Source organism: Stenotrophomonas sp. TWI1149 (assembly GCF_039673155.1).
Taxonomy (GTDB): Bacteria; Pseudomonadota; Gammaproteobacteria; order Xanthomonadales; family Xanthomonadaceae; genus Stenotrophomonas; species Stenotrophomonas maltophilia_AA.
Map to the genome: position 1 here is coordinate 70,792 of NZ_JBDJLB010000013.1, position 26,071 is coordinate 96,862.

The window sequence follows — 26,071 nt, forward strand, 5'->3', positions numbered from 1 at the left end:
GGGGTGCCCGGATGCGCGGAGCAGCGCAGACCGGTCACCTTCCGGTGTCGCAGTCGCCGGCGGGCCACCTGCCGGTCCTGTACACGCAGGTCCTGGATGGCCTGAGGGTGATCGAAAACGGAGTGTATCTCGATGGCACGTTTGGTCGTGGCGGTCACGCCCGCGGCGTGCTCGAGCAACTCGGTCCTGGAGGCCGGCTGCTGGTCATGGACAAGGATCCCGAGGCGATTGCGGTAGCCGAGCGTGATTTCGCGCCGGACCCGCGCGTCTCGATCTTCCGTGGCAGCTTCGCCGACCTGCTGCACTGGGACGCCACCGCCGAGGGCCTGGATGGCGTGCTGTTCGACTTGGGCGTGTCCTCGCCCCAGCTGGATGTCGCCGAGCGCGGTTTCAGCTTCGGCAAGGACGGCCCGCTGGACATGCGCATGGATCCGGACAGCGGCGAAAGCGCGGCGCAGTGGCTCAATCGCGTTGAAGAGCGCGAGCTGATGGACGTGCTGTGGACCTACGGCGAAGAGCGCCAGGGCCGCCGCATCGCCAAGGCCATCGTCGCCCGCCGCGACAAGCAACCCTTCACCCGCACCGCCGAGCTGGCCGAGTTGATCGCCTCGGTGATGCCGCGTGGCAAGGACAAGATCCACCCGGCCACGCGCAGCTTCCAGGCGATCCGCATCCATATCAACCGCGAACTGGCCGACCTTGAGGCGGGCCTGGACGCGGCGATGGCGCGGCTCAAGCCCGGTGGCCGGCTGGCGGTGATCAGCTTCCATTCGCTGGAAGACCGCATCGTCAAACAGTTCATGAACCGCCACGCCAAAGCCCCGCCGAGCAATCGCCGGCTGCCCGAGCTGGCCGCGTTCGTGCCGACGCTGGACCTGCACGGTGGCGCCATCAAGGCAGAAGACGATGAGCTGGCGGTCAATCCGCGCTCGCGCAGCGCCGTGCTGCGCGTCGCCGAGAAGCGCGGGGTGGCCGGATGAGCCGCCTGCTGTTGATCGTGCTGCTGGCCTGCACCATCGCTTCGGCGATCGGCGTGGTGTTCATGCGCCATCGCCACCGCCAGACCTTCGTGGAGTTGTCGCGGGTCGAGCGTGCGCGCGATGAGATCAACATCGAGTTCGGTCGCCTGCAGCTCGAGCAGGCCACCCTGGCCGAGGCGACCCGGGTCGACCGCGTCGCGCGCGAGCGCCTGGGCATGAAGTTCCCCGAAGCCGCCGATGTCGTGGTGATCCGGCCATGAACAAGTCCGGCCGCAACCGTGCGCGCAACAGCTTCAACCTCCGCCAGCGCCTGAAGTGGGTGGGGCTGGCGCTCGGCCTGTGTTCGGTCTCGCTGGTCGGCCGCGCCGCCTACGTGCAGATCATCAACAGCGAGTTCTACCAGCGCCAGGGCGAAGCCCGTTACCTGCGCGAACTGCCGATCAACACCTCGCGCGGCATGATCACCGATCGCAATGGCGAGCCGGTGGCGGTGTCCACTCCGGTCGCCTCGATCTGGGTCAACCCGCAGGAACTGCTGCGCTCGCCGGACCGCATCCCCGAGCTGGCCACCGCGCTGGGCATGCCGCTGGACGAGCTGACCTCCAAGCTCTCGCAGAAGGCGGACAAGGAATTCATGTACCTGCGCCGCCGGATCAATCCGGACGACGCGGAAAAAGTGGTCGCGCTGAAGATTCCGGGCGTGGCCTCGCAGCGCGAGTTCCGCCGCTTCTACCCGCAGGGTGAGGCGATGGCGCACGTGCTCGGCTTCACCAACATCGACGACCGCGGCCAGGAAGGGCTGGAGCTGGCCTTCGACGAATGGCTGCGCGGCAAGGCCGGCGCCAAGCGCGTGATCCGCAACCGCAAGGGCGACACGGTGGAGAGCGATCTGCTGCGCGCCGCCGAGCCGGGCAAGGACCTCACCCTCAGCATCGACCGCCGCATCCAGTTCCTGGCCTTCAAGGAGCTGCGCAACGCGCTGATCGAGAACAAGGCCGCGGGTGGCTCGATGGTGATCATGGACGTCGCCACCGGCGAGATCCTGGCCATGGTCAACCTGCCGACCTACAACCCCAATGCCGTGGGCGGCGCGGCACCGGACACCCGTCGCAACCGCGCGGTGACCGACCTGGTCGAGCCGGGTTCGACGATGAAGCCGCTGACCATCGCCTCGGCGCTGCAGTCCGGCGTGGTCACCAAGGACACCACGGTGGACACCAACCCGGGCTACATGGCGCTTGGCCGCTACACCATCAAGGACGTGCCGCGGAACAATGGCGTGCTCAACGTCACCGGCGTGATCACCCGCAGTTCGAACATCGGCGCGGCCAAGATCGCGGCCAAGATGCCGGACCAGGTCTTCTACGACCACATCCACAGCTTCGGCTATGGCGTCGCCCCGCACAGCGGCTTCCCCGGCGAATCGGCCGGCGTGCTGCCGCGCCCGGCGCGCTGGAGTGGTCCGTCCAAGACCACCATGTCCTACGGCTACGGCCTGAATGTCAGCCCGCTGCAGATCGCGACCGCCTATTCGGCGCTGGGCAACGGCGGCAAGCTGATCGCGCCGACCTTCGTCAAGGGCCAGCGCAACGAAGGCAAGCAGATCATCGACGAGAACATCGCCAAGGATGTGGTGGCGATGATGGAAACCGTGGTCACCCAGGGCGGCGCCAAGCAGGCGGCGGTGCTGGGTTACCACGTGGCCGGCAAGACCGGTACCGCCCGCAAGGCGGGGCCGGGCGGGTACGAGCGCGGGCATTACAACGCGCTGTTCGCCGGCGTGGTGCCGGCCACCAATCCGCGCTTCGCCACGGTGATCGTGATCAACGACCCGCAGGGCGGCAAGTACTACGGCGGCCTGGTGTCCGCGCCGGTGTTCCACAACGTCATGGAGGGCGCGCTGCGCCTGATGGACGTGCCGCCGGATGACATCGAGTCGTGGCTGGCCGCGCAGCAGTCCGGAAAGCTGGGGCATACCGCCTCGTCGTTGCCGACGCCGCCACCGGAAACGGTGATCGCGCCCGACGCCGCCGCAGAATTCGATGCCGCGCTGCCCAGCGCGCACGCCACAGTGCCGCCCGCGCAGGGAGGCACGCAATGAGCCAGATGATGTTGCTGTCGCAGTTGCTTCCCGATGTGGCGCTGAGCCACGACCCGACCATCACCGGCCTGGTGCTGGACAGCCGCGCGGTGCGCCCGGGCAATGCCTTCGTGGCGATCGCCGGTTTCGGCGCGCACGGGCTGGGCTTTGTCGACCAGGCCCGCGCCAATGGCGCCGGGGCGATCCTGTTCGACCCGCCGGCCCCGGCCGAGCTGCCTGCGCCGGTCGATGCGATTGCCGTGCCGGGCCTGCGCCACCGCATGGGGGCGATGGCCGACCAGTTCCATGGCCATCCCTCGCGCGCGATGACGATGGTCGGCGTGACCGGCACCAACGGCAAGACCTCCACCGTGCAGCTGCTGGCCCAGGCCTGGCACCTGCTCGGCACCCGCAGTGGCAGCATCGGCACGCTGGGCGTCGGTCTTTATGGCGATGTCGTGCCGACCGGTTTCACCACGCCGCTGGTGCTGCAGATGCATGACGTTCTGGCCCAGCTGCGCGATGGCGGAGCCCAGGCCGTGGCGATGGAAGTCAGTTCGCACGCGCTCGACCAGGGCCGCGTGGATGCCGTCCATTACGACGTGGCGGTGTTCACCAATCTCACCCGCGACCATCTGGACTATCACGGCGACATGGCGCAGTACGGCGCGGCCAAGGCCAAGCTGTTCCACCGCGACGGACTCAAGGCCGCCGTGGTCAATCTGGATGACAGCTTCGGCAGCGAACTGCTGCGCACCGTCGGCGACAGCGTGCGCCCGATCGGCGTGAGCTCGCGCGGTGCCGCGCAGGCCACTCTGCGCGCTGATTCGCTCACCCTGGACGGCCGCGGCATCGCCTTCGACCTGATGGTCGACGGCCAGCGGCATCCGGTGCAGTCGCCGCTGCTGGGGCGTTTCAATGTCGACAACCTGCTGGCGGTCGCCGGTGCGCTGCATGCGCTGGACCACGCCCCGGCCGCGATCGCCGCGCTGCTCTCGCAGCTGCAGCCGATCGCCGGCCGCATGAACCGCCTGGGCGGTGAGGGCGGCCTGCCCACCGTCGTGGTCGATTACGCCCACACCCCGGATGCGCTGGAACAGGCCTTGACCAGCGTGCAGGGCCATCTGGCCGGGCGGCTGGTCTGCGTGTTCGGCTGCGGCGGCGAACGCGATACCGGCAAGCGTCCCCAGATGGCCGCCATCGCGGAACGGCATGCCGACGTGGTCATCGTCACCGACGACAACCCGCGCGGCGAAGACGGCGACGTGATCGTGGCCGACATCCTCAAGGGATTTGATGCACCCGCTGCCGTCACCGTGCAGCGCGACCGCGCCGCCGCGATCGCCACCGCGATCGGCCAGGCCGGCGCGGGCGACATCGTGTTGATCGCCGGCAAGGGCCACGAGCCCTACCAGGAGATCCACGGGGTCAAGCACGCCTTCGATGACACCGAAGTGGCCGGCCGTGTGCTGGCCGCGCGCGCGGGGGTGAACGAATGAAGCGCACCCCGCTGTCGCTGATCGCCCACTGGGCCGGTGGCGAGATCCATGGCGAAGACACCGCCATCGATGCCATCAGCAATGACACCCGCACGCTCGCCCCGGGCAGCCTGTACGTGGCCCTGCGTGGCGAGCGCTTCGATGGCCATGACTTCGCGGCCGACGCGTTGGCGCGCGGTGCCTCGGCGATGCTGGTCGAGCGCCTGCTGGATGTGGCGCTGCCGCAGATCGTGGTCGCCGACAGCGAGCATGCCCTGGGGCGCATCGCCGCCGGCATGCAGCGCGACCGCGACACCGCGGTGTTCGCGATCACCGGCAGCAACGGCAAGACCAGCGTCAAGAGCCTGCTGCTGGCGATCCTGGAACAGGTCGCGCATGACGACCGCAAGGTGGTCTACGCCAACCCGGGCAACCGCAACAACGAGATCGGCCTGCCGCTGGCCGTGCTCGATGCGCCCGAAGACGCCGATTTCGCCGTCTACGAGATGGGCGCCGGCAAGCCGGGCGACATCGCCTACCTGACCGAGATCGTGCGCCCGCACTACGCGCTGGTGAACAACATCGCCCCGGCGCATCTGGAGCGCATGGGCAGCCTGCAGGGCGTGGCCACCACCAAGGGCGCGATCTATGCGGCGCTGCCCTCCGATGGCGTGGCCGTGATCAATGCCGATGACGCCTTCGGGATCTGGTTCGAACAGCACATCGTCGGCCAGCCACCGCGCTGCCGCGTGCTGCGTTACGGCCTGGACCACAGCGCCGATGTCAGCGCGCGTGCGATCCGTCCGGCCGCGCAGGGCAGCCAGTTCGTGCTGTCCACGCCGCAGGGCGATGCAGAGATCACGCTGGGCCTGCCGGGCCGGCACAACATCAGCAATGCGCTGGCCGCCGCCTCGCTGGCGCTGGCCGCGGGCATCACGCTGGCGCAGATCGCCGCCGGGCTGGCCCGCGCCGAGCCGGTCCCGGGCCGCCAGATCGCGCACCAGCTGCCGAGCGGTGCGGTGCTGGTCGATGATAGTTACAACGCCAACCCGGGCTCGCTGGCGGCCGCCATCGATGCCCTGGCCGGCGCGAAGGAAGAAGGCTGGCTGGTGCTGGGCGACATGCGCGAACTCGGCCCGGACGGCGAGGCGCTGCATGCCCAGGCCGGCCGCCGTGCCCGCGAGGTCGGCCTGAAGCGGCTGTACACGCTCGGCCCGCTGAGCGCCGCCGCGTCGACCGCCTTCGGTGAAGGCGGCCAGCATTTCCAGAGCCACCAGGCCCTGGCCGCCGCGCTCGCCAGCGAACTGCATGCCGGCGTGCGCTGCCTGGTCAAGGGCTCGCGTGGCAGCGCCATGGACACGATCGTCAAAGCGCTGCTCGCGCAAGGAGAGGAAACCCCCAATGTTGCTTGAACTGGCCCGATGGCTGCAGCAGTTGGAGAGCCTGTTCGGGCTGTTCGGCTACCTGACCCTGCGCGGCATCCTCGCGGCGCTGACCGCCCTGTTCCTGTCGCTGTGGCTTGGCCCGGCGATGATCCGCAAGCTCGCCCAGTTCAAGGGTGGCCAGCCGATCCGTACGGATGGTCCGCAGACCCATTTCGCCAAGGCCGGCACGCCGACCATGGGCGGCTCGCTGATCCTGCTGACGATCACGCTGTCGGTGCTGCTGTGGGCCGACCTGCGCAACCGTTACGTCTGGCTGGTGCTGGCCGTGATGCTCTGCTTCGGCGCGATCGGCTGGTACGACGACTGGATCAAGATCGTCCGCCGCGACCCGAACGGCCTGAAGTCGCGCTGGAAGTACCTGCTGCAGTCGATCTTCGGCCTGGCCGCGGGTCTGTTCCTGTTCTACACCGCCGATGTCCCGGCGGCGATGACGTTCTACATCCCGATGTTCAAGTCGATCGCGCTGCCGCTGGCCGGCATCAGCTTCGTGGCCATCGCGTATTTCTGGATCGTCGGCTTCTCCAACGCAGTCAACCTGACCGACGGCCTGGACGGGCTGGCGATCATGCCGACCGTGCTGGTCGCGTGCGCACTGGGCGTGTTCGCCTATGCCTCGGGCAACGTGGTGTTCTCCAGCTACCTGCAGATCCCGCAGATCCCGGGTGCCGGTGAGCTGGTCATCATCTGCGCGGCGATCGCCGGTGCGGGCCTGGGCTTCCTGTGGTTCAACACCTATCCGGCCATGGTTTTCATGGGCGACATCGGCGCGCTGGCGCTGGGTGCGGTGCTGGGCACCATCGCGGTGATCACCCGCCAGGAACTGGTGCTGGTGGTCATGGGCGGCGTGTTCGTGATCGAGACCCTGTCGGTGATGATCCAGGTCGCCTCGTTCAAGCTGACCGGCAAGCGCGTGTTCCGCATGGCGCCGATCCACCACCACTTCGAACTGAAGGGCTGGCCGGAGCCGCGCGTGATCGTGCGTTTCTGGATCATCTCGGTCGTGCTGGTCCTGATCGGCCTGGCCACGTTGAAGGTCCGCTGATGAACGACCTGTCGCGCCAAGCCACCCGCCTGGAAGCCATCGGAGGCCACTTCGACAAGTGGCTGCTGGGCGCGATCATCACGCTCACCGGGCTGGGCGTGGTGATGGTCGCGTCGAGCTCGATCGCGCTGATGAGCAGTCCGTTCTACTACCTCAACCGCCACCTGATCTTCCTGGCGGTGGGTATCGGCCTGGCGATCATCGCCATGCGCACCGAGCTCAAGAGCATCGAGCAGTACAACCAGATCCTGCTGCTGGGCTGCTTCGCGCTGCTGGTGGTGGTGTTCATCCCCGGCCTGGGCAGCAGCGTCAACGGTGCCCGCCGCTGGATCAACCTCGGCATCTCCAAGTTCCAGACCGTCGAAGCGGTCAAGGTGCTGTACATCGTGTGGCTGTCCAGCTATCTCGTCCGCTTCCGCGACGAGGTCAACGCCACCTGGCCGGCGATGCTCAAGCCGCTCGGCGTGGCCGGCGCGCTGGTCGTGCTGCTGCTGCTGCAGCCGGACTTCGGCTCCTCCACCCTGCTGCTGGCGATCACCGCCGGCATGCTGGTGCTGGGTGGGGTCAACATGCCGCGCATGTCCATGCCGGTGATCATCGGCATGGTCGGCATGAGCGCGCTGGCGATCATCGAACCGTACCGCATGCGCCGCATCACCTCCTTCCTGGACCCGTGGGCCGATCAGCAGGGTGACGGCTACCAGCTGTCCAATGCGCTGATGGCCGTGGGCCGTGGCGAGTGGACCGGCGTGGGCCTGGGCAACTCGGTGCAGAAGCTCTATTACCTGCCCGAAGCGCATACCGACTTCATCTTCTCGGTGACCGCCGAGGAGCTGGGTTTCCTCGGCACCTGCCTGATCATCTCGCTGTATGCGCTGCTGGTCGGCCGCACCTTCTGGCTGGGCATGCGCTGCGTGGAAATGAAGCGCCACTTCTCCGGCTACATCGCCTTCGGCATCGGCCTGTGGATCAGCATGCAGAGCTTCGTCTCGATCGGGGTCAACCTCGGCATCCTGCCGACCAAGGGCCTGACCCTGCCGCTGATCTCCTCCGGCGGCTCGAGCGTGCTGATGACCTGCGTGGCGATGGGCCTGCTGCTGCGCGTGTCCTATGAACTGGACCGCGCCGAGCGCCGCCAGGCCGTGCGCATGGGCGCCGACCAGGAGGGCCCGCTGCCGGGCGACGTGCCCAAGGCCGACAGCGCCAGCGCGATTGCGGCGGCGATGCAGGACAGCGCCGCGCGCGATGCCGCACCGCGTGACAGCGCACCCCGTGGCACCAGCCGCATGCAGCAGCGCATCGAACCGACGCTCGGGAGGATGGGATGAGCACGCCTCGCCTCGATCCGTCCCAGCGCCCGGTCATGATCATGGCCGGCGGCACCGGTGGGCACATCTTCCCCGGCCTGGCCGTGGCCAAGGTGCTGCGCGAACGCGGCGTGCCGGTCACCTGGCTCGGTGCCGATGGCGCGATGGAAACGCGCCTGGTGCCGCAGCAGGGCATCCACATCGATACGCTGGCCATCGGTGGCCTGCGCGGCAAGGGCAGGCTGTCCCTGCTCGGCGCGCCGTTCCGCCTGCTGCGCGCGGTCCGCGCGGCCGGCTTCCTCATCCGTGATCGCCAGCCGCGTGCCGTGATTGCGTTCGGTGGTTACGCCTCCGGCCCCGGCGGCATCGCCGCGCACCTGCACGGCCTGCCGCTGCTGGTGCACGAACAGAACCGCGCCCCGGGCCTGACCAACCGCGTGCTGTCGCGTGTCGCGCGTCGCGTGTTGGCCGGCTTCCCGGGCAGCTTCGCGAAGCGGGAGGAGGCGGTCGGCAATCCGGTCCGCGCCGAGATCGCCGCGATCACCCCGCCCGAGCTGCGCCTGGCCAACCGGCAGGGCCCGTTGCGCCTGCTGGTGCTCGGTGGCAGCCAGGGGGCACGCGTGCTCAACAACGCGGTGCCCAAGGCACTGGCCGCGCTGGGCACCGGCATGCCGGTGCAGGTACGCCACCAGAGCGGCGAGAAGCTGCACGCCGAAGCGCTGCAGGCGTATGCCGATGCCGGCGTGCAGGCCAGCGTGGAACCGTTCATTGCCGATATGGCCGAGGCATTCGCCTGGGCCGATCTGGTCGTCTGCCGCTCCGGCGCCTCCACCCTGGCCGAGCTGTGCGCGGTTGGCGTGGGCAGCGTGCTGGTCCCGTTCGCGGCGGCCGTCGACGATCACCAGACCCGCAATGCGGAGTATCTGGTCGAGCGCGGCGCTGCCGTATTGCTGAAGCAGGATGAAACGCTGGCGACACAGCTGGAAGGCGTGTTGCGCGAACTGTCCGAACATTCCGCCCGACGCATGCAGATGGCCAACGCCGCGCGTGCCCTGGCCAAGGTCGATGCCGCTGAGCGCATCGCCGACATCATTCTCGAGGAATCCAAATGAACACCGCTACGCGCGCCAGCCTGGCGCGAGGCCGCGCATGATCCGCCGCCTCCACGACACCAACGACCTGGTACGCGCGTTCCCTCGCGTGCACTTCGTCGGCATCGGCGGCACCGGCATGAGCGGCATCGCCGAAGTGATGCTGACGCTGGGCTATGAAGTGTCCGGTTCGGACAACGCCGACAACGCCGCGACCCGCCGCCTGGCCGGCCTGGGCGCGCGCGTGATGCGCGGGCACTCGGCGGCCAACGTGCTCGGCACCGACTGCGTGGTCGTCTCCAGCGCGATCCGCGATGACAATCCGGAACTGATGGAAGCGCGCAGCCAGCGCATTCCGATCATGCCGCGCGCGGCGATGCTGGCCGAACTGATGCGCTTCCGCCGCGGCATCGCGGTGGCCGGTACGCATGGCAAGACCACCACCACCAGCCTCACCGCCGCGGTGTTGAGCGAAGGCGGGCTGGACCCGACCTTCGTGATCGGCGGCCAGCTGCTCGCCGCCGGTGCCAACGCCAAGCTCGGCGGTGGCCAGTGGCTGGTGGCGGAAGCCGACGAAAGCGATGGCAGCTTCCTGCGCCTGAACCCGCTGGTGTCGGTGATCACCAACATCGATTCGGACCACCTGGAAAACTACGGCAACGATTTCGCCCGGGTCCAGGCCGCGTTCGCCGAATTCCTGCAGCGCCTGCCGTTCTACGGGCTGGCGGTGCTGTGCATCGACGATCCGGAAGTGGCCGCATTGGCCGCGCAGACGCCGCGCCATGTCATGAGCTATGGCATGAGCAGCAACGCCGATGTGCGTGCCGAAGACGTGGTCCAGGACGGCCCGCGCATGCATTTCACCCTGCGCCTGCCGGAAGGCAGCAGCCACCCGGTGACGCTGGCCCTGCCGGGCGCGCACAACGTGCTCAATGCCCTGGCCGCCGCGGCCGTGGGCTGGCAGCTCGGCGTGGCGCCGGAAGCGATCGCGCGTGCGCTGGAAAGTTTCGCCGGCATCGGCCGCCGCTTCAATGACCTGGGCATCGTCACCACGCACACCGGCGCCAAGGTCCGCGTGATCGACGACTACGGCCACCATCCGCGTGAGCTGGCCGCCGTGTTCGCCGCCGCCCGTGGTGGCTGGCCAAGCCAGCGCCTGGTCGTGGCGTTCCAGCCGCACCGTTACAGCCGTACCCGCGATCAGTTCGATGCCTTCGCCGCGGTGCTGTCCGAAGTGGACGCGCTGGTGCTGAGCGAGGTCTACCCGGCCGGCGAAGCACCGATCCCGGGCGCCGATTCGCGTTCGCTGGCCCGCGCCATCCGCGCGCGCGGCCGCAGCGAGCCGGTCGTGGTCGGCAATGCCGCCGAACTGGCGCACGTGCTCCCCGACGTGCTGCAGGACGGTGACCTGCTGCTGATGATGGGGGCGGGTGACATCGGCTACATCGCCCAGCAGATCGCCGGCGAAGGCTTCCAGGAGACCCCGGCGGCATGAACGCGCTGATCTTCCCGCCGCTGCGCATCACCGACCCGGCCCTGTTCGGCCGCGTCGCCGTGCTGCTGGGCGGCACCTCCAGCGAGCGCAATGTCTCGCTGGATTCCGGCCGCAACGTGATCGAAGCGCTGCGCGCGCGCGGCGTCGATGCGATCGCGGTCGACGGCATCCCGGCCCTGGCGCTCGCGCTGGTCGAGAAGCGCTTCGACCGCGTGTTCAACATTCTCCACGGCCACAACGGCGGTGGCGAGGACGGCATAGTGCAGGGCTTGATGGAAGCCTTCGGCGTGCCGTACACCGGCTCGGACGTGCTCGGCTCGGCGCTGAGCATGGACAAGATCCGCACCAAGCAGGTGTGGTTGTCGCACGGCCTGCCGACCCCGCGCTTCATCGCGCTGGACCAGGCCGCCGATGTCCACGCCGCCGCCGCCGAACTCGGCCTGCCGGTGGTGGTGAAGCCGGCCAACGAAGGGTCCAGCGTCGGTATCAGCCGGGTCACCGAAGACGCCGGGCTGGATGAGGCGGTCGCGCTGGCCGTGCGTTACGACGGCCAGCTGCTGATGGAGCAGATGGTGGTCGGCGACGAGCTGACCGTGGCGATCCTGGGCGACCAGGCGCTGCCGTCGATCCGCATCGTGCCCAAGGGCCAGTGGTACGACTACAACGCCAAGTACATCGCCGAGGACACCCAGTACCTGTGCCCGGGCCTGGACGGCGAAGACGAAATCGAGATCCGCCGCATCGCACTGGCCGCGTTCCGCGCCGCCGGCTGCCGTGGCTGGGGCCGGGTGGACGTGATGCGCGACCGCGGCACGGGCCGCTTCTACCTGCTGGAAGTGAACACCGCGCCGGGCATGACCAGCCATTCGCTGGTGCCCAAGTCGGCGAGCCAGGCCGGGATCGGCTTTGAAGAGCTGGTCTGGCGCGTGCTCGAGCAGACCCTGCCGGGTCACGCAGCGCAGGAGAACAGCCACGCATGAACGCGGTGCTGCGCATCTTCGTCTGGTTGCTGGCCCTGTCGGTCGTGGCACTGCCCGTGGTGGCGGTGCTCAACGGCTGGGTCGGTGCCGAGCGGTGGCCGTTGGCCAAGCTGCGCGTGCACGGTGAGTTCAAGCGGGTGCCTGCCGAGCAGCTGCAGCAGGTCGTGCTGCCGTATGCGAAGTCCGGTTTCTTCGCGGTCAAGCTGCAGGATGCGCAGGACGCGATCGAAACCCTGCCGTGGGTCGAAAGCGCGCAAGTCCGCAAGCAGTGGCCCGACGTGCTGGAAATCACGCTGGTCGAGCACAAGCCGTTCGCGCGCTGGGGCAATGACCGCCTGCTCTCCGAACAGGGCAAGCTGTTCGCCACGCCGAAGAAGCTGCAGGACCTGGAGCTGCCCGACCTCGATGGTCCGGACAGCCAGACCGAAGAAGTGGTGGCGCTCTACAACGACGCGCGTGCGCTGTTCGCGCCGGCCGGGGTGGACGTCAAGCGGGTCACCATGGACGCACGCGGCAGCTGGTCGCTGGTGTTGAGCAACGGCACCGAAGTGGTCGTCGGCCGCGACGATGCCCGTTCGCGCCTGCAGCGCTTCGTGCGCGTGCTGCCGCAGCTGGCCAACCAGGCGGCGCCGATCGAGCGCGCCGACCTCCGATACACCAATGGTTTCACGCTGAGCTGGGGTACCCCGGCTCCGGCCGCACCGGCCGCGCCGGCCAATGTGGCGCACAGGACGCAGGACAGGACATGAATCGCAAGGGTGACAAATCACTGATCGTCGGTCTGGATATCGGCACCTCCAAGGTGGTGGCGCTGGTCGGCGAGTATTCGCCGGGCAATCCGATCGAGGTCATCGGCATCGGCTCGCACGAATCGCGCGGTCTCAAGCGCGGCGTGGTGGTCGATATCGAATCGACCGTGCAGTCCATCCAGCGTGCGGTCGAAGAAGCCGAGCTGATGGCCGGCTGCGAGATCCGCTCGGTGTATGCCTCGATCTCCGGCAACCACGTGCAGTGCAAGAACTCGCCCGGCATCGTGCCGATCCGCGACGGCGAAGTGACCTGGGGCGACCTGGATCGCGTGCTGGACGCGGCCAAGGCGGTGGCGATCCCGGCCGACCAGAAGATCCTGCATGCGATCCCGCGCGAGTACGTGCTGGACGATTCGCAGGAAGGCATCCGCAATCCGGTCGGCATGACCGGCGTGCGCCTGGAAGTGCACGCCCACCTGGTGGTGTGCGCACAGTCGGCCGCGGCCAACATCTCCAAGTGCGTGCAGCGCTGCGGCCTGCAGGTCGATGACCTGGTGCTGTCCTCGCTGGCCTCCAGCGTGGCCGTGCTGACCGCCGACGAGCGCGAGCTCGGCGTGGTGCTGGTCGACATGGGCGCCGGCACCACCGACCTGGCCGTGTTCGTGCAGGGCGCGATCTGCCACACCGCGTCGTTGCCGATCGCCGGCGACCACGTCACCAACGACATCGCGCACATGCTGCGCACGCCGACCCCGGAAGCCGAGCAGATCAAGGTGCGCTATGCCTGCGCCCTGGCCCAGCTGGCCACCGCCGAAGAAAGCATCCAGGTGCCCAGCGTCGGCGATCGTCCGCCGCGCCGGATGCCGCGTCACGCACTCGCCCAGGCGGTGCAGGGCCGTTACGAGGAAATCTTCGAGATGGTGCAGGCCGAACTGCGCCGCTCCGGCTTCGAGGAACTGGTGCGTGCCGGCATGGTGCTCACCGGTGGCGCCTCGAAGATGGAAGGCGTGGTCGAACTGGCCGAGGAAATGCTGCAGATGCCGGTGCGCGTGGGCATCCCGCAGCACGTCACCGGGCTGGGCGAAGTGGTCGGCAACCCGGTGCACGCCACCGGCGTCGGCCTGCTGCTGATGGGCAGCCAGATCGAACACCCGCGTCGTCCGTCGCTGCCCACCGGCCGCGCCGGCAGCATGTTCAAGAAACTCAAAACCTGGTTCCGCGGCGAATTCTGAGCGCGGCCCGCAACACGCAGTACACATGCAATAAGCGATAAGCAGTTCCCGAAAAATCCACACCGTCCACGCAAGACCGCAACACGACGTACAGAGCAAGCGCGTTACCCGGCCACCTGGCCGACCATTGAAGCAGGCACCACCGTCGCGGTTGGCTCTATCCAGCCCGGCATATCAACTACAACTCGCCGGCACGATGGGTGGGGAGGACAGGAGAAGGATTCTCCGAAGCCCCCGTCCCGCGTAAACGGCAACACGAGGACACGGACATGGCGCATTTCGAACTGATTGAAAAGATGGCACCCAATGCGGTGATCAAGGTGATCGGCGTGGGCGGCGGCGGCGGCAACGCCGTGGCGCACATGGTCAGCACCAGTGTGGACGGCGTGGAATTCATCACCGCCAACACCGACTCGCAGGCCATCAAGAACTGCGGTGCCAAGCTGCAGCTGCAGCTGGGTACCAACGTTACCAAGGGCCTGGGCGCAGGCGCGAACCCGGAAGTCGGCCGCCAGGCCGCGCTGGAAGACCGTGAGCGCATCATGGACGCCCTGCAGGGTGCGGACATGGTGTTCATCACCGCCGGCATGGGCGGCGGCACCGGTACCGGTGCAGCCCCGGTCGTGGCGCAGCTGGCCAAGGAGATGGGCATCCTGACCGTCGCCGTGGTCACCAAGCCGTTCCCGTTCGAAGGCCGTCGCCGCATGCAGGTCGCGCTGAAGGGCATCGAAGAGCTGAGCCAGCATTGCGATTCGCTGATCACCATCCCGAACGAAAAGCTGATCACTGTGCTGGGCCGCAACGCCACCATGATCCAGGCCTTCCGTGCCGCCAACGACGTCCTCCAGGGCGCCGTGCAGGGCATCGCCGACCTGATCGTGCGTCCGGGCCTGATCAACGTCGACTTCGCCGACGTCCGCACCGTCATGTCCGAAATGGGCCTGGCGATGATGGGCACCGGCACCGCGCGTGGCGATGACCGCGCCCAGGCCGCGGCCGAAGCCGCCATCCAGAACCCGCTGCTGGACGATGTGAACCTGGCCGGTGCCAACGGCATCCTGGTCAACATCACCGCCGGCGCCGACTTCACGATGGCCGAGTTCGACGAGATCGGCCGCACCATCGACGGCTTCGCCTCCGAAGATGCCACCGTGGTCGTGGGTACCGTGCTGGATCCGGACATGCAGGACGAAGTCCGCGTGACCGTGGTCGCCACCGGCCTGAACCGTGCCGTGACCGCCAAGACCCAGCGTCCGGGCGAGCGCGCACCGATCAAGCTGGTCCGCAACGCCACCACCGGCCAGCCGGAGTTCGGCGAGTTCGACAACGGCGGCGATGCGGTCTCCAAGGCCGTGGGCGGGATGGGCATGGGCATGGGCCTGCGTCGTCCCAGCGCCGACACCGTGGCGCCGACCGCCCCGAGCGCGTCGGGTCCGGCCGCTGCTGAACTGCCCAACGATTACCTGGACATCCCGGCGTTCCTGCGCCGCCAGGCGGACTGAGCCACGCATGCCGGGGCCTTGTCCTCCCCGGTAAGCGCCTCCATGTCCCATGCTGCCGGGCCAGGATCGGCCCGGCAGTCTGACCGCCGTCGTGCATCACGCACGTCCGGGCAGTGCTGTCGACGCACCACGGTTCACGGAAGGGACAGCGGTAGTGCGTGTTATTCTTGTTTGTCACAGCCGCGCTGACCGCGCGCTTTCTGGTCCTGCCCCCCGATGATTCCGCAACGCACCCTCAAGAACACGATCCGCGCCACCGGCGTTGGCCTTCACAGCGGTGACAAGGTCTACATGACCCTGCGCCCGGCCCCGGTCAACCATGGCATCGTGTTCCGTCGCGTCGATCTGGACCCGGTGGTGGAAGTGCCCGCACGCGCGGACCTGGTCACCGAAGTCACGCTGTGCACCGGCCTGACCTATCACGAGGCCAAGATCCAGACCGTCGAACACCTGATGTCGGCCCTGGCCGGCCTGGGTGTGGACAACATCATCGTGGAGCTGTCCTCGGCCGAGTTGCCGATCATGGACGGTTCCTCCGGCCCGTTCGTGTTCCTGCTGCAGTCGGCGGGCATCGCCGAACAGGACGCGCCGAAACGTTTCCTGCGCATTCTCAAGACGGTGGAAGTCACCGATGGCGACAAGGTCGCCCGCTTCGAGCCGTACGAAGGCTACAAGCTCGGTTTCACCATCCAGTTCAACCACCCGATGATCCCGGCCAAGCAGTCGCGGGCGGAAATCGAGTTCTCGACCCTGGCCTACACCAAGGAAATCTCGCGCGCCCGGACCTTCGGCTTCATGCGGGATCTGGAATACATGCGCGAGCGCAACCTGGGCCTGGGCGGTTCGATGGACAACGCCATCGTGCTGGACGAGTTCCGGGTGCTCAACGACGACGGCCTGCGCTACGCCGATGAGTTCGTGCGCCACAAGATCCTCGACGCGATCGGTGATCTGTACCTGGCCGGCGGCCAGGTGCTGGGTGCCTACGAAGGCTTCAAATCGGGCCATGCGCTCAACAACAAGCTGGTGCGTGCCCTGCTGGCCGATGCCAGCGCCTGGGAGTGGGTCAGCTACGAGTCTCCGGCTGCTGCGGCGCCGGTGGTCTACGGCCTGCCGGCGTACGCCTGAGCCGCGGTTTCGCTTTAACTCATTGATTTTAAACACAACAAAACGGCGCCCAGGGCGCCGTTTCTGTTTCCAGCGGTCACGGCGGGCTGAAACCGGCGTGATCTTGACGTCAATGAACCGTAGGGGTGCACAGCGCACAGATTTGTGAACCACATCAAGGTTCTTGCTAGATTTAACGTTAATTTAATAAAACACTAACGACTGGCGGCGGTTCGGCCGCTACAGTGCAGACCGGCTCCCAGCCAAAGTTCACGTGATCGTGACGCGGCCGGGAAGGGGCAGGATGCCCCGATGGCTTCACGATTTGGAGGAATCCACATCGCGCAGACAAGCCAACGCGTCGCGTAGCCCTTTGTGCGTGGCGGCTGAAACAGCGTGGGGGCCATTCCTGTTGTCGATCGCTGGGGAGCGTGGGGGAGGGGCAGATGCTGTTTTGACGGTCACCTTGGTGACCTTCAGCCCGATGGACCGGGCCGCGTCGATCAACTGTGCTTCGGCAAGCCGGACCTTGGCGTGCCACACGGGAGATTCGACGAGAAAAACGAGGTGCTCGCCGTTTACATTCGCCAGCCGGCAACGGGTGGCCAGTGCAGGCGGCAAATGGGGGCGCAATTGACGGTCCAGCGCGTCGAGCCACAGGGCACGACGCAGCGGGTTACCGGCTTTGTCCGCCATGACCGCATCCAGCGCCGGCTTCGGCGTGGATGGGGAACGGGCACTGGATTTCGGCTCAGACATGAAAACTCACTGATGGCATTCAAAAAGATCGTAATCAAAACGCGTGAAGGACAGGCCAAGACGCCGCTGGCGCGTTTGCGTTTCTACTTCGAAGATTCCCCCCGTGCCCTGCTGGGCAGTGTGCTGGGGGTGGGCTGCCTGATCGGCTTCGGTGCCGGTATCGGTGGCAGCATGTTCAACGATTCCCGGCTCCACGCCAAGGTCGCACAGCAGGAACGCGAACTGGCGCAGGCCCAGAAGGACGCTCAGACCCAGGTCAACGCGCTGGCTGCGCGGATGGGCGAGCTGCAGGCGCAGGCCACCCGTCTCAATGCCCTGGGCGAACGACTCACCCAGATGGGCAAACTGGAGGACGGCGAATTCGACTTCAACGAGACCCCCGGCCTCGGTGAAGGCGAGCCCGGGCCGACCCAGGACATCCCGGTCAGCGCGGTCAACGCCGACTTACAGGTGCTGGAGCAGCGCTTCGCTGCTTCAGGCCGCCAGCTGTCGGTGATGGAATCGCTGATGTTCGACCACCAGCTCGAACAGAACGCGGTGCCCTCGCGCATGCCGATCCGCAATACCTACATCACCTCCAACTTCGGCACCCGCAGCGATCCGTTCGGTCGCGGTGCGGCCACCCACAAGGGCATGGATTTCCACGCCAAGGTCGGTGACCCGGTGATGTCGGTGGCCGACGGCGTGGTCAGCTTCGCCGGCGTGAAGGGCGGCTACGGCAACGTGGTCGATGTGGACCACGGCAACGGCTATGTGACCCGCTATGCGCACAATTCGCGCCTGGTGGTGAAGCCGGGCGACCTGGTCCGGGCCGGCCAGGAAGTGGCCAAGGCCGGTTCCACGGGCCGTTCCACCGGTGCCCACGTGCACTTCGAGGTCTGGGAACGCGGCCAGGTGGTCAATCCGCGCAAGTTCCTCGGTGATGGCGGCAACACCCCGGTCGGCCGCGTTTCGCGGGGCTGATCACGGTAACGAACTTGAACGGGGGTGCTTGAAACGCCGGACCCCCGTCCCAAGCTACAATGGGTGTTGCCATAGACAGGGCGCAGTGCGCCCTGTTTCGTTTGCGGCGTGCGCATCCCCCGGGGAGAGCGCCGCCGTTGGGGCGTCTCATTCCAACCGGTTCCTTCAATGATCAACAGCCTGCTTACCCGCGTCTTCGGCAGTCGTAATGAACGACAGCTGCGCCAGCTCAACCGCATCGTCGCCAAGATCAATGCGTTGGAGCCGGAAATCGAAAAGCTCTCCGACGAGCAGCTCAAGGCCAAGACCCCGGAGTTCAAGCAGCGCATCGCTGACGGTGAGGCCCTGGACAAGGTGCTGCCCGAAGCGTTCGCGGTCTGCCGTGAAGCCAGCCGCCGCGTGCTGGGCATGCGCCATTACGACGTCCAGCTGATCGGCGGCATGGTCCTGCACCTGGGCAAGATCGCCGAAATGCGCACCGGTGAAGGCAAGACCCTGGTCGCCACGCTGCCGGTGTACCTCAATGCGCTGGAAGGCAAGGGCGTCCACGTGGTCACCGTGAACGACTACCTGGCCCGCCGTGACTCGGCGCAGATGGGCAAGCTCTACAACTGGCTGGGCATGAGCGTGGGCGTGGTCTACCCGGGCATGCCGCACAGTGACAAGCGCGAGGCCTATGCCAGCGACATCACCTACGGCACCAACAACGAATTCGGCTTCGATTACCTGCGCGACAACATGGCGCTGTCCCGTGCGGACCGCCACCAGCGCGGCCTGCACTACGCGATCGTCGATGAAGTCGACTCGATCCTGATCGATGAAGCCCGTACCCCGCTGATCATTTCCGGCCCGGCCGATGATTCCCCGGAGCTGTACATCCGCGTCAACCGCATCGTCCCGAACCTGATCAAGCAGGAGGCCGAGGAAGGCGAGGGCGATTTCTGGGTCGACGAGAAGGGCAAGCAGGTCCATCTGTCCGAAGCAGGCATGGAGCATGCCGAGGCGCTGCTGGTCGAAGCCGGCATCCTCAATGCCGAGACCGAAGGCCTGTACGCCGCGCAGAACCTGACCGTGGTGCATCACCTCAATGCCGCACTGCGCGCGCATGCCATCTACCAGCGCGACGTGGATTACATCGTGCGCGATGGCGAAGTGGTGATCGTCGATGAATTCACCGGCCGTACCCTGGCCGGCCGTCGCTGGTCCGATGGCCTGCACCAGGCGGTGGAAGCGAAGGAAGGCGTGCCGGTCCAGCGCGAAAACCAGACCCTGGCGAGCATCACCTTCCAGAACCTGTTCCGCATGTACAAGAAGCTGTCCGGCATGACCGGTACGGCCGATACGGAAGCCTACGAATTCCAGAGCATCTACAACCTGGAAGTGGTGGTGATCCCGACCAACCGCCCGACCATCCGCAAGGACGGTTCGGACCAGGTGTTCCTCAACCGCAACGGCAAGTTCAACGCGGTGCTGGCCGATATCCAGGCCTGCAACGAGCGTGGCCAGCCGGTGCTGGTGGGCACGACCTCGATCGAGACCTCGGAGATGCTGTCCGAGCATCTGCGCAAGGCCGGCGTGCACCACGAAGTGCTCAACGCCAAGCAGCATGACCGCGAAGCGACCATCATCGCCAACGCCGGCATGCCGGGCGCGGTGACCATCGCGACCAACATGGCCGGCCGTGGTACCGACATCGTGCTGGGTGGTTCGCTGGAAGCGCAGCTGCATGAGCTGGGCGAAGACGCGACGCCGGAACAGCGTGCCCAGGTCAAGGCCGAGTGGCAGGTCCGCCATGATGCCGTCAAGGCCGCCGGTGGCCTGCACATCGTCGGCACCGAGCGCCATGAATCGCGTCGTATCGACAACCAGCTGCGTGGCCGTTCGGGCCGCCAGGGCGATCCGGGTTCGTCCCGCTTCTACCTGTCGCTGGAAGACAACCTGATGCGCATCTTCGCCTCGGACTGGGTCCAGAAGGCGATGCGCATGATGGGCATGAAGGAAGACGACGTCATCGAGGATCGCCTGGTCAGCCGGCAGATCGAGAAGGCGCAGCGCAAGGTCGAAGCGCACAACTTCGACATCCGCAAGAACCTGCTGGACTTCGACGACGTCAACAACGATCAGCGCAAGGTGATCTACAGCCAGCGCGATGAGCTGCTGGATGCGGAGTCGGTGAAGGACAACGTGGATGGCATCCGCGGCGACGTGATCTTCGACGTGGTGGCGCGTTTCGTGCCGCCGAACTCGATCGATGAGCAGTGGGACCTGCAGGGTCTGGAAGCGACGCTGGCATCGGACTTCGGCATCGACATGTCGCTGACCGAACTGGTCAAGGCGCACGAGGAGCTGGATGCCGAGGGCATCGCCGAGAAGGTGCAGGCCAAGGTCGACGAGCACTTCGCCGCGAAGGAAGCCGGCGTGGGCGACGAGACCATGCGTGCGCTGGAGAAGCACGTGATGCTGACCGTGCTGGACCAGAGCTGGAAGGAGCACCTGGCGCGCATGGATTACCTGCGCCAGGGCATCTACCTGCGCGGTTATGCGCAGAAGCAGCCGAAGCAGGAATACAAGAAGGAAGCGTTCGAGCTGTTCTCGGAGATGCTGGAGAACGTGAAGCGCGAAGTGGTGACGTTGCTGGCGCGCGTGCGCATCCGCAGCGAAGAGGAAGTGGCGGCGCTGGAACAGGCCGAGCGCCAGCAGGCAGAGGCGCGTCTGCTGCAGTCGCAGTTCCAGCACCAGGACGCCGGCAGCTACAGTGCGGACGAAGAGGCGGCACAGGTGGAGGCGGCGCAGAATGGCGTGCCGCAGGTCACCCGCGACGAGCCGAAGGTCGGCCGCAACGATCCGTGCCCGTGCGGCAGCGGCAAGAAGTACAAGCACTGCCATGGTCAGCTGAGCTGATCGGCTGATTGGACGTGCCGAAGAAGCCCCGCCTTGTGCGGGGCTTTTTTTTGGTTCTTCTGCCCTCTGCAGGGAAGGCATGTGGGGCGTTCTGACCTTCTCCAGGGGCGGCGGTCGATGGGTCGGGCGCTGGGGCGCGATGCCGTTGTCGGCGACGCCCCCGGTGCCGGCCTGCGGCCGTCCCCTCCTCCTTGATTTCGCCCACAACGGCATCGCGCCCCACGTATCGAGACTACTGGCGCCCAACAGCAAGGTCCGCTTTTCCGCACTCCTACCGCGCGCGAGCCCCGTAGCGGCCGGCAGGCTCCTGGGCAAAATCAAGGAGGAGGCCGTCGCCGCCAGGCGGCGGCCGGGGGACATTTGCCGAGGGGCCTGCCGGTCGCTGCGGGGCCCTCACGCTCGCGGCAGCCGCCAGCGGAGACACCATCACGATCTACATCGCGCCTGGACGACCAACCGGCGGGGCATTGCGTCACGTGCCCCGGTTTGGGCATCCTCCGGGTATGTCATCTCCCCTTCGTTCGATCCATGTCGTGGCCGGCGTCATCACCGACGCCCGCGGCCGCATCCTGCTCAACCGTCGGACCGAGAACCGCGATATGGCCGGCCTGTGGGAGTTCCCGGGTGGCAAGCGGGAGCCCGGCGAGACCTCGGAGGAGGCGCTGGTGCGGGAGCTGCGCGAGGAGCTGGGGATCGAGGCCGAGGTCGGTGAGTGGATCATGGATGTGCCACAGATCTATCCGGACAAGCGGCTCCGGCTGGAGGTGCGCCGGATCCAGGGCTGGAAGGGCTCGCCGCGTGGCCGGGAGGGCCAGGCGATCACCTGGGTGGCGCCGGACAAGCTGCACCGGTATTCGATGCCGCCGGCAGACCTGCCAGTGGTCGCGGCGTTGCGGCAGCCGGACCGCTACCTGATCACGCCGGAGCCGGAGGGCGAGGAGGACAGCGTCCACCAGGCCTGGCTGGGGCGCCTGGCGCAGGCCCTGGAGAGCGGAGTGCGCCGGGTACAGCTGCGCACGCCGTCCAGCCCGGCGCGGGTGGCGCTGGCCGAGCGCGTGATCCAGCAGCATGGAGCGCGCACCCAGTGGCTGCTGAACCGGGACATCGACCTGGCCGGGCGGCTGGGGGTCGGGGTGCATCTGGGCAGTGAGCAGCTGCTCGCGCTGGATGAGCGGCCGCTGCCGGCGGGTCAGCTGGTGGCGGCGTCCTGCCACGATCTGGCGCAGCTGCAGGCAGCGCAGCGGCTGGGCTGTGATTTCGCGGTGCTGGGGCCGGTGCAGGCGACGGCCAGCCACCCGGACGCCACGCCGCTGGGCTGGGAGGCCTTCGAGGCGCTGCGCGAGCAGGTGTCGTTGCCGCTGTACGCGCTGGGCGGAATGGCCCCCGGCGATATCGGCGAGGCGCGCCGGCATGGCGCACAGGGCATCGCGGCGATCCGGTCGCTGTGGCCGGCTACAGCGTGATCCAGAAGCAGCCGTACTGACGGCGCAGGCCGAATACCGTGCGGGCCGGGGTGGCCGCGCTGCCGAGCGTCTGTTCGAGCCGCAGCCCGACCGGCCGCGGTCGTGCCGGTGCCTCCGTCGTGCCCACGGCGACGAGCCCGGGGTCGAGCGGCACCGGGGCGGCATCCGGGTAGACCGGGGCGATGTCGACCAAGGGGCGCTGCACCACGGATTCCAGGCGGCCGATGATGTGGTTCGCGGTGGCGTTGGATACGTTGCTCCAGAGGTAGATCGAGGACAGCCGGTTGACGTCCTGGGCGCTGATCGCGTCGCGGATCTGCCCGGTCAGTTCACTGAGCCGGCGCGCGCAGCCCGCGCGGTAGATGCCGGTGTTGCCCACGCTCGCGGTGCGCGGGGGCATACGGGAGGTGGCACCCAGTGCATCGCAGCGGCGGTCGGTGAAGACGGTATCGCCCTGCGCGGTGGTGCAGCGGTTCACGCGCTGCGCTGCCTGCGCCAGCGCAGGCGGCGAGGGCAGGGACAGCGCACACAGCAGGAGCCACACGAGCGGTTTCATCGCAGCAGCGTAGCGGCGCACGCGTTATCTGCAAGCGATGCGTCGCAGGCTCAGCTGCGCAGAAGTTTCAGCACCTGGGTGGTCGGCTTGGCCAGGTTGAGGGTGTAGAAGTGCAGGCCGGGCGCGCCGCCGGCGACCAGCCGTTCGCACAGGCTGGCCACCACCTCGGCACCGAATGCGCGCACCGATTCGGCATCATCGCCATAGGCCTGCATGCGCTTGCCGATCCAGCGCGGGATTTCCGCGCCGCACTGCTCGGAGAAGCGCCGCAGCTGGCTGAAATTGGAGATCGGCATGATGCCCGGCACGATCGGCACGGCGACGCCCAGCTTGCGCACTGCATCGACGAAGTGGAAGTAGGCGTCGGCGTTGAAGAAGTACTGGGTGATCGCCGCATCGGCGCCGGCGTCGATCTTGGTCTTGAAGTGCTTCAGGTCCAGCAGCGCGTCGTTGGCCTGCGGGTGGGTCTCCGGATACGCGCCCACTTCGATCCGGAACGCATCGCCGTGCTCGGCACGGATGAAGCTGATCAGTTCGGAGGCATAGCGCAGGTCGCCGGGGTGGCCCATGCCGGAAGGCAGGTCACCGCGCAGGGCGACGATGCGGCGGCAACCAATCGCGCGGTACAGCTTGAGCAGTTCGCGGATCTCCTCGCGGCTGCCACCGACACAGGACAGGTGCGGAGCCGCGTCGAAGCCATGGTGCTGCTTGAGGTGACGGACGGTCTCGGAGGTGTAGCTGAGCGTCGAGCCGCCGGCACCGAACGTACAGGACACATATTCCGGCGCGAACACCTTGAGCCTGGCCGCGGTCCGGTCCAGCTGGGCACGCTGCTCGTCGGTCTTGGGCGGATAGAACTCGAAGCTGATGGCAGTCATGGGCGGGGCGCGTCGGCGGGTGTGGGTGAATCATATCTCTTCATCGCGATGAATGTGAAGTGCGTGGCATGTCGTCTGCACATGGCGCCGGGTACAGTGACCGTGAACTTCAACGGAGCACGACCATGCAGATTCTCGTCACCGGTGGCACCGGGTTCATCGGACGCCGCCTGTGCACGCGCCTGCTGGCCGACGGCCACGAACCGATCGTCCTGACCCGCCGCCCCGGCCATGACCCGCGGCCGGGCGTACGCAGCGTTGCGGCGCTGGCGGAGGTCGGCCCCGTCCAGGCCGTGGTCAATCTGGCGGGCGAGCCATTGATGGACGGCCGCTGGACCGATGCACGCAAGCAGGCGCTGCGCGATTCCCGGATCGGCACGACGCAGGCGCTGCTGGCCTGGATGGCCGCGCTGCCCGAACGGCCGGAGGTGCTGGTCTCCGGCTCGGCGATTGGTTGGTACGGCCCCCGCGACAGTGCGCCGCTGGATGAGACGGCCTCCCCCGGCCACGATTTCGCGGCGATGCTGTGCCGGCAATGGGAGGCCGAGGCGCTCAAGGCCGAGGACCTCGGCGTGCGCACCTGCGTGCTGCGGACCGGGATCGTGCTCGAACGAGAGGGCGGCGCGCTGCTGAAGATGCTGCCACCGTTCCGGATGGGGCTCGGCGGGCCGATGGGCGATGGCCGGCAGTGGATGAGCTGGATCCATCGAGAAGACCTGGTCGGGATGATCCTGTGGCTGCTGACCCGCGATCAGGCGCGCGGCGCCTACAACGGCACGGCGCCCGGCACGGTCACCAACCGGACCTTCGCCACCACGCTGGGCGAGGTGCTGCATCGTCCCGCGCGGTTGACCACGCCGGCTTTCGCGCTGAAGCTGGGCTTCGGTGAAATGGCCGGGTTGCTGCTGACCGGACAGAACGTACAGCCGGCGCACGCCTTGGCCGAGGGCTTTGCGTTCCAGTATCCGACGCTGCCGGAGGCGCTGCAGGCGATCGTGGGCGCGCCGGAACGCTGAGGCGCGGATGTTCATCCGCCTCACGCGACCGCTCATCGCCTGTCCACGGCCGCTGCTCATGTAATTACCCCCGCCGCCTCGACCCGCGCCAGTCTCCCTGCTCACCCCGCAGGAGCCTGCCATGTCGACCGTCCGCCACCACCGTATCCACTCCCTCGCGCCGTTGGCCGCGCTTGCCCTCACCGCATGGGCCACGCTGGTCAGCCCGGCCCACGCGGCGACCGAGCGCTTTCAGGATCTGCAGGTCGAGGTGATCGGTAGTGGCCGGCCGCTGCTGATGATCCCGGGCCTGAACAGCGGCGCCGAGGTCTGGCGCGAGACCTGCGTCGCGCTGCAGCCGCAGGTGCAATGCCATCTGATCCAACTGCCGGGCTTTGCCGGTGCGCCTGCCGTGGCCAGCGATGATTTCCTGAGCGGCATGCGTGACCGCCTGCTGGCCTACAGCGCGGACCGCAAGCTCGATCATCCGGCCGTGATCGGCCACAGCCTCGGGGGGGTGCTGGCGCTGCAGATGGCGATCGCGGCGCCCCGGAAGATCGGGCCACTGGTGATCGTCGATGCCCTGCCGTACTTCGGCGCGGTCCAGAATCCGGCGGCAACGCCGGCCACGCTCAAGCCGATCGCCGAGCAGATGCGGGCCGACATGCTCGCTGCCGACGCCACGCAGTACGCGGCGCAGACCGATGCCGCGGTCGCCAACATGGCGCACGCCCCCGGGCAGGTCGCGACCTTGAAGCAATGGGGACGCGACAGTGACCGCGCCGCCACCGCCAACGCGATGTATTCGATGACGATGACCGACCTGCGCCAGCCGATCGCCGGCATCACCACGCCGGTGCTGGTGCTGGGCGCGTGGGCGGCCTTTCAGCCGTTCGGTGCGACCGAAGCCAGCACGCGGCAGGTGTTTGCGACCCAGTACGCCGCGCTGCCCGGCGTGCGGATCGAGATGAGCCGCGCCGGCTACCACTTCCTGATGTGGGATGATCCGCGCTGGCTGCAGGCGCAGATCCGGGGCTTCCTTGATCTGCCTGCAGCGCCCTGACCGGT

General features: G+C 67.6%; 22 protein-coding genes. 19 read left to right on the top strand and 3 right to left on the bottom strand.

The genetic code is table 11. From position 1 onward, the window contains the following. Window positions 1-11: 11 nt before the first annotated feature. The 14 genes from rsmH to lpxC all read left to right on the top strand — a co-directional run bounded on the left by rsmH (window position 12) and on the right by lpxC (window position 16,509). Window positions 12-980 carry a 16S rRNA (cytosine(1402)-N(4))-methyltransferase RsmH gene (gene rsmH, locus ABE424_RS15195; RefSeq protein ID WP_346491356.1) on the top strand — a complete coding sequence of 323 codons (969 nt, stop codon included), beginning with the start codon at window positions 12-14 and terminating at the stop codon, window positions 978-980. Further along, window positions 977-1,240: a cell division protein FtsL gene (gene ftsL / locus ABE424_RS15200; RefSeq protein ID WP_123728341.1), complete on the top strand. Its 264-nt coding sequence runs from the start codon at window positions 977-979 to the stop codon at window positions 1,238-1,240. Before rsmH ends, ftsL begins: the two co-directional genes overlap by 4 nt. Next, complete coding sequence (locus ABE424_RS15205; RefSeq protein WP_346478299.1) at window positions 1,237-3,081, top strand: penicillin-binding transpeptidase domain-containing protein; 1,845 nt, start codon at window positions 1,237-1,239, stop codon at window positions 3,079-3,081. Before ftsL ends, ABE424_RS15205 begins: the two co-directional genes overlap by 4 nt. After that, window positions 3,078-4,559: a UDP-N-acetylmuramoyl-L-alanyl-D-glutamate--2,6-diaminopimelate ligase gene (locus tag ABE424_RS15210; RefSeq protein WP_346491355.1), complete on the top strand. Its 1,482-nt coding sequence runs from the start codon at window positions 3,078-3,080 to the stop codon at window positions 4,557-4,559. The genes ABE424_RS15205 and ABE424_RS15210 overlap by 4 nt, the downstream gene beginning before the upstream one ends. Beyond that, window positions 4,556-5,950 (top strand): UDP-N-acetylmuramoyl-tripeptide--D-alanyl-D-alanine ligase, encoded by a 1,395-nt coding sequence (gene murF / locus ABE424_RS15215; protein ID WP_346491354.1) that lies wholly within the window; start codon window positions 4,556-4,558, stop codon window positions 5,948-5,950. The genes ABE424_RS15210 and murF overlap by 4 nt, the downstream gene beginning before the upstream one ends. Further along, window positions 5,940-7,025: a phospho-N-acetylmuramoyl-pentapeptide-transferase gene (gene mraY / locus ABE424_RS15220; protein ID WP_088433957.1), complete on the top strand. Its 1,086-nt coding sequence runs from the start codon at window positions 5,940-5,942 to the stop codon at window positions 7,023-7,025. The genes murF and mraY overlap by 11 nt, the downstream gene beginning before the upstream one ends. Beyond that, window positions 7,025-8,353: a putative lipid II flippase FtsW gene (ftsW, locus tag ABE424_RS15225; protein ID WP_346491353.1), complete on the top strand. Its 1,329-nt coding sequence runs from the start codon at window positions 7,025-7,027 to the stop codon at window positions 8,351-8,353. Before mraY ends, ftsW begins: the two co-directional genes overlap by 1 nt. After that, entirely contained in the window at window positions 8,350-9,444 is a 1,095-nt protein-coding gene (gene murG, locus ABE424_RS15230) for an undecaprenyldiphospho-muramoylpentapeptide beta-N-acetylglucosaminyltransferase (protein WP_346491352.1), read from the top strand. The genes ftsW and murG overlap by 4 nt, the downstream gene beginning before the upstream one ends. A gap of 37 nt (window positions 9,445-9,481) precedes the next feature. Then, on the top strand, window positions 9,482-10,918 hold the full coding sequence (gene murC / locus ABE424_RS15235) for a UDP-N-acetylmuramate--L-alanine ligase (protein WP_176990397.1): 1,437 nt from the start codon (window positions 9,482-9,484) through the stop codon (window positions 10,916-10,918). Continuing rightward, complete coding sequence (locus ABE424_RS15240; RefSeq protein WP_346491351.1) at window positions 10,915-11,898, top strand: D-alanine--D-alanine ligase; 984 nt, start codon at window positions 10,915-10,917, stop codon at window positions 11,896-11,898. The genes murC and ABE424_RS15240 overlap by 4 nt, the downstream gene beginning before the upstream one ends. Then, window positions 11,895-12,647: a cell division protein FtsQ/DivIB gene (locus ABE424_RS15245; RefSeq protein WP_293984920.1), complete on the top strand. Its 753-nt coding sequence runs from the start codon at window positions 11,895-11,897 to the stop codon at window positions 12,645-12,647. Before ABE424_RS15240 ends, ABE424_RS15245 begins: the two co-directional genes overlap by 4 nt. Further along, window positions 12,644-13,879 carry a cell division protein FtsA gene (gene ftsA, locus ABE424_RS15250; protein ID WP_017355446.1) on the top strand — a complete coding sequence of 412 codons (1,236 nt, stop codon included), beginning with the start codon at window positions 12,644-12,646 and terminating at the stop codon, window positions 13,877-13,879. Before ABE424_RS15245 ends, ftsA begins: the two co-directional genes overlap by 4 nt. A 269-nt stretch (window positions 13,880-14,148) precedes the next feature. Next, entirely contained in the window at window positions 14,149-15,381 is a 1,233-nt protein-coding gene (ftsZ, locus tag ABE424_RS15255; RefSeq protein ID WP_176990394.1) for a cell division protein FtsZ, read from the top strand. Window positions 15,382-15,597: 216 nt separating this feature from the next. Further along, window positions 15,598-16,509 carry a UDP-3-O-acyl-N-acetylglucosamine deacetylase gene (gene lpxC / locus ABE424_RS15260; protein WP_176990393.1) on the top strand — a complete coding sequence of 304 codons (912 nt, stop codon included), beginning with the start codon at window positions 15,598-15,600 and terminating at the stop codon, window positions 16,507-16,509. 297 nt (window positions 16,510-16,806) lie between these two features. On the opposite strand, the gene ABE424_RS15265 is transcribed toward lpxC, so the two are convergent. Further along, window positions 16,807-17,247 (bottom strand): DUF721 domain-containing protein, encoded by a 441-nt coding sequence (locus ABE424_RS15265; protein ID WP_026069663.1) that lies wholly within the window; start codon window positions 17,245-17,247, stop codon window positions 16,807-16,809. 12 nt (window positions 17,248-17,259) lie between these two features. Here ABE424_RS15265 and ABE424_RS15270 point away from each other — a divergent pair, with 12 nt between their 5' ends. The 3 genes from ABE424_RS15270 (at window position 17,260) to ABE424_RS15280 (ending at window position 22,574) form a co-directional block, all read left to right on the top strand. Further along, a complete protein-coding gene (locus ABE424_RS15270) occupies window positions 17,260-18,210 on the top strand; it encodes a M23 family metallopeptidase (RefSeq protein WP_019182479.1) in 951 nt (316 codons plus the stop codon). Window positions 18,211-18,378: 168 nt separating this feature from the next. Next, window positions 18,379-21,111: a preprotein translocase subunit SecA gene (gene secA, locus ABE424_RS15275; protein WP_346491350.1), complete on the top strand. Its 2,733-nt coding sequence runs from the start codon at window positions 18,379-18,381 to the stop codon at window positions 21,109-21,111. 503 nt (window positions 21,112-21,614) lie between these two features. After that, on the top strand, window positions 21,615-22,574 hold the full coding sequence (locus ABE424_RS15280) for a Nudix family hydrolase (RefSeq protein ID WP_346478291.1): 960 nt from the start codon (window positions 21,615-21,617) through the stop codon (window positions 22,572-22,574). Here ABE424_RS15280 and ABE424_RS15285 read toward each other — a convergent pair. Both ABE424_RS15285 and metF read right to left on the bottom strand, forming a co-directional pair. Then, window positions 22,564-23,130: a hypothetical protein gene (locus ABE424_RS15285; RefSeq protein ID WP_346491349.1), complete on the bottom strand. Its 567-nt coding sequence runs from the start codon at window positions 23,128-23,130 to the stop codon at window positions 22,564-22,566. The two genes, ABE424_RS15280 and ABE424_RS15285, sit on opposite strands and share 11 nt — an antisense overlap. Before the next feature lie 50 nt (window positions 23,131-23,180). Further along, entirely contained in the window at window positions 23,181-24,008 is an 828-nt protein-coding gene (gene metF / locus ABE424_RS15290; protein ID WP_346491348.1) for a methylenetetrahydrofolate reductase [NAD(P)H], read from the bottom strand. 125 nt (window positions 24,009-24,133) lie between these two features. Here metF and ABE424_RS15295 point away from each other — a divergent pair, with 125 nt between their 5' ends. Continuing rightward, complete coding sequence (locus ABE424_RS15295; protein ID WP_346491347.1) at window positions 24,134-25,024, top strand: TIGR01777 family oxidoreductase; 891 nt, start codon at window positions 24,134-24,136, stop codon at window positions 25,022-25,024. A gap of 121 nt (window positions 25,025-25,145) precedes the next feature. Next, window positions 25,146-26,066 (top strand): alpha/beta hydrolase, encoded by a 921-nt coding sequence (locus ABE424_RS15300; protein WP_346491346.1) that lies wholly within the window; start codon window positions 25,146-25,148, stop codon window positions 26,064-26,066. Window positions 26,067-26,071 lie beyond the last annotated feature (5 nt).

Bases quoted from the DNA above. Each gene is read 5' to 3' on its own strand.
- rsmH (WP_346491356.1), top strand. From the start codon at position 12: ATGCGCGGAGCAGCGCAGACCGGTCACCTTCCGGTGTCGCAGTCGCCG.
- ftsL (WP_123728341.1), top strand. From the start codon at position 977: ATGAGCCGCCTGCTGTTGATCGTGCTGCTGGCCTGCACCATCGCTTCG.
- ABE424_RS15205 (WP_346478299.1), top strand. From the start codon at position 1,237: ATGAACAAGTCCGGCCGCAACCGTGCGCGCAACAGCTTCAACCTCCGC.
- ABE424_RS15210 (WP_346491355.1), top strand. From the start codon at position 3,078: ATGAGCCAGATGATGTTGCTGTCGCAGTTGCTTCCCGATGTGGCGCTG.
- murF (WP_346491354.1), top strand. From the start codon at position 4,556: ATGAAGCGCACCCCGCTGTCGCTGATCGCCCACTGGGCCGGTGGCGAG.
- mraY (WP_088433957.1), top strand. From the start codon at position 5,940: ATGTTGCTTGAACTGGCCCGATGGCTGCAGCAGTTGGAGAGCCTGTTC.
- ftsW (WP_346491353.1), top strand. From the start codon at position 7,025: ATGAACGACCTGTCGCGCCAAGCCACCCGCCTGGAAGCCATCGGAGGC.
- murG (WP_346491352.1), top strand. From the start codon at position 8,350: ATGAGCACGCCTCGCCTCGATCCGTCCCAGCGCCCGGTCATGATCATG.
- murC (WP_176990397.1), top strand. From the start codon at position 9,482: ATGATCCGCCGCCTCCACGACACCAACGACCTGGTACGCGCGTTCCCT.
- ABE424_RS15240 (WP_346491351.1), top strand. From the start codon at position 10,915: ATGAACGCGCTGATCTTCCCGCCGCTGCGCATCACCGACCCGGCCCTG.
- ABE424_RS15245 (WP_293984920.1), top strand. From the start codon at position 11,895: ATGAACGCGGTGCTGCGCATCTTCGTCTGGTTGCTGGCCCTGTCGGTC.
- ftsA (WP_017355446.1), top strand. From the start codon at position 12,644: ATGAATCGCAAGGGTGACAAATCACTGATCGTCGGTCTGGATATCGGC.
- ftsZ (WP_176990394.1), top strand. From the start codon at position 14,149: ATGGCGCATTTCGAACTGATTGAAAAGATGGCACCCAATGCGGTGATC.
- lpxC (WP_176990393.1), top strand. From the start codon at position 15,598: ATGATTCCGCAACGCACCCTCAAGAACACGATCCGCGCCACCGGCGTT.
- ABE424_RS15265 (WP_026069663.1), bottom strand. From the start codon at position 17,247: ATGTCTGAGCCGAAATCCAGTGCCCGTTCCCCATCCACGCCGAAGCCG.
- ABE424_RS15270 (WP_019182479.1), top strand. From the start codon at position 17,260: ATGGCATTCAAAAAGATCGTAATCAAAACGCGTGAAGGACAGGCCAAG.
- secA (WP_346491350.1), top strand. From the start codon at position 18,379: ATGATCAACAGCCTGCTTACCCGCGTCTTCGGCAGTCGTAATGAACGA.
- ABE424_RS15280 (WP_346478291.1), top strand. From the start codon at position 21,615: ATGTCATCTCCCCTTCGTTCGATCCATGTCGTGGCCGGCGTCATCACC.
- ABE424_RS15285 (WP_346491349.1), bottom strand. From the start codon at position 23,130: ATGAAACCGCTCGTGTGGCTCCTGCTGTGTGCGCTGTCCCTGCCCTCG.
- metF (WP_346491348.1), bottom strand. From the start codon at position 24,008: ATGACTGCCATCAGCTTCGAGTTCTATCCGCCCAAGACCGACGAGCAG.
- ABE424_RS15295 (WP_346491347.1), top strand. From the start codon at position 24,134: ATGCAGATTCTCGTCACCGGTGGCACCGGGTTCATCGGACGCCGCCTG.
- ABE424_RS15300 (WP_346491346.1), top strand. From the start codon at position 25,146: ATGTCGACCGTCCGCCACCACCGTATCCACTCCCTCGCGCCGTTGGCC.